Raw genomic sequence first — 2,061 nt, forward strand, 5'->3', positions numbered from 1 at the left:
TATTCGAACAGGCCATCGGCGAACAAGCCCGCGTGACGGGTCTCGATGACGGTGGAGGTCTGCCAGCCGCCGTTGTCGCGTTCGTTGCTGCCGACACCGTGCGGGGTCAGGTGCAGGCCACTGTCGAGCAGCAGTCCGTCGCCCTCGACGGTGCAGGCGATGTCACGGCCCAGCAGGACCTGTTGCAGCAGCGGCAGAAGTGCACTCGGGGCAGCGGACATGGCAGGGCCTGATGGGTAGGAAAGAACGGACGATGATGGCGGTATCCGCTGCACAGCGGCAGTGCGTGCCACGTGCGCAGCACGGCCGGGCCGCGTCCGCTGGTCGGCGATGCGGCTTCACGGGATGGGGCACTCGCCGGGATGACGCGGGCGCCTGTGCGGCGCCCGCGCAGGTGCTCAGGCCGACCAGGTGTCGCGCAGGGTCACGCTGCGGTTGAACACCGGCTTGGCTGCGGTGTGGTCGCGGCGGTCGGCAACGAAGTAGCCGGTGCGCTCGAACTGGAACGACTGTTCCGGCGCCGCGGTGGCAGCCGCCGGCTCGACATAGCCGATGACGGTGCGACGTGATTCCGGATTGAGGTAATCGCGGTAGGTCTTGCCTTCCGATTCATCGTCCGGGTTCGGCACCGAGAACAGGCGGTCATACAGGCGGATCTCGGCCGGCACGCCGTGCACCGCGCTGACCCAGTGGATGGTGCCCTTGACCTTGCGGTTGGCGCCTTCCATGCCCGGACGCGACTCCGGATCCAGCCAGCCGCGCAGTTCGGTGATGGTACCGTCGGCATCCTTGATCACTTCATCGCAGCGGATGATGCCGGCGCCGCGCAGGCGCACTTCGCCACCGGGAACCAGGCGCTTCCAGCCCTTCGGCGGCACTTCGGCAAAGTCCTCGCGGTCGATCCACACTTCACGTGCGAACGGCACTTCGCGGGTACCGAAGCTTTCGTCCTTCGGGTGGTTGCTGAAGGTCAGCTGCTCTTCGTGGCCGTCGGCCAGGTTGGTCAGCACCAGCTTGACCGGGTCGACCACGGCCATGCGGCGCGGCGCGGCGCTGTCCAGGTCTTCGCGCAACGCGCCTTCCAGCACGCTGAAATCGATCAGCGAATTCTGCTTGCTGATGCCCACGCGCTCGGCGAACAGGCGCATCGCCGCCGGCGTGTAGCCACGGCGACGCAGGCCCTGCAGGGTCGGCATGCGCGGGTCTTCCCAGCCGTCCACCAGCTGTTCGGTGACCAGCGCCATCAGCTTGCGCTTGCTCATCACCGTGTAGTTGATGTTCAAGCGCGAGAACTCGATCTGGCGCGGCTTGGCCGCTTCGCGCGGCAGGCCGGCGTCGACCAGCGGCTGGGTCAGGGCGTCATCGTGGGCGAAGTCGACGTTGTCCACGCACCAGTCGTACAGCGGGCGGTGGTCTTCGAACTCCAGCGTGCACAGCGAGTGGGTGATGCCTTCGATCGAATCGCCCAGTGCATGGGCGAAGTCGTACATCGGGTAGATCGGCCAGGCGTTGCCGGTGTTCTGGTGTTCGACGTGCTTGATGCGGTACAGGGCCGGATCGCGCAGGTTGATGTTGCCGCTGGCCATGTCGATCTTGGCGCGCACGGTGCGCGCGCCATCGGGGAATTCACCGGCGCGCATGCGGCGGAACAGGTCCAGGTTTTCCTCGACGCTGCGGTCGCGCCACGGCGAGGGCCGGCCCGGTTCGGTCAGGGTGCCGCGGTAGGCGCGCACTTCCTCGGCCGACAGGTCACAGACGTAGGCCTTGCCGTCGGCGATCAGCTTCTCGGCGGCCAGGTAGTAGGCGTCGAAGTAATCCGACGCATGGCGCAGCTCGTTCCACTCAAAGCCCAGCCAGCGCACGTCGTCCTGGATCGCGGCCACGTACTCCGGGTCTTCCTTGGCCGGGTTGGTGTCGTCGAAACGCAGGTTGCAGACGCCGCCGAACTCGCCGGCGACGCCGAAGTTCAGGCAGATCGAYTTSGCATGGCCGATGTGCAGGTAGCCGTTCGGCTCGGGCGGGAAGCGGGTCTTGATCGCCTGGTGCTTACCGCTGGCCAGG

General features: G+C 66.9%; 1 protein-coding gene and 1 pseudogene. Both read right to left on the reverse strand.

The window, feature by feature from the left end; translation table 11 throughout:
- Window positions 1–221 (reverse strand): annotated as a pseudogene (locus AC1VAN_RS19950) (DUF6348 family protein); the annotation flags it as partial.
- Between the two features lie 177 nt (window positions 222–398).
- Window positions 399–2,061 (reverse strand): glutamine--tRNA ligase/YqeY domain fusion protein (locus AC1VAN_RS19955; protein WP_480986548.1); only part of this gene is annotated, 1,663 nt, incomplete at its 5' end.

The organism is Stenotrophomonas sp. 05L44_2 (genome assembly GCF_056665995.1).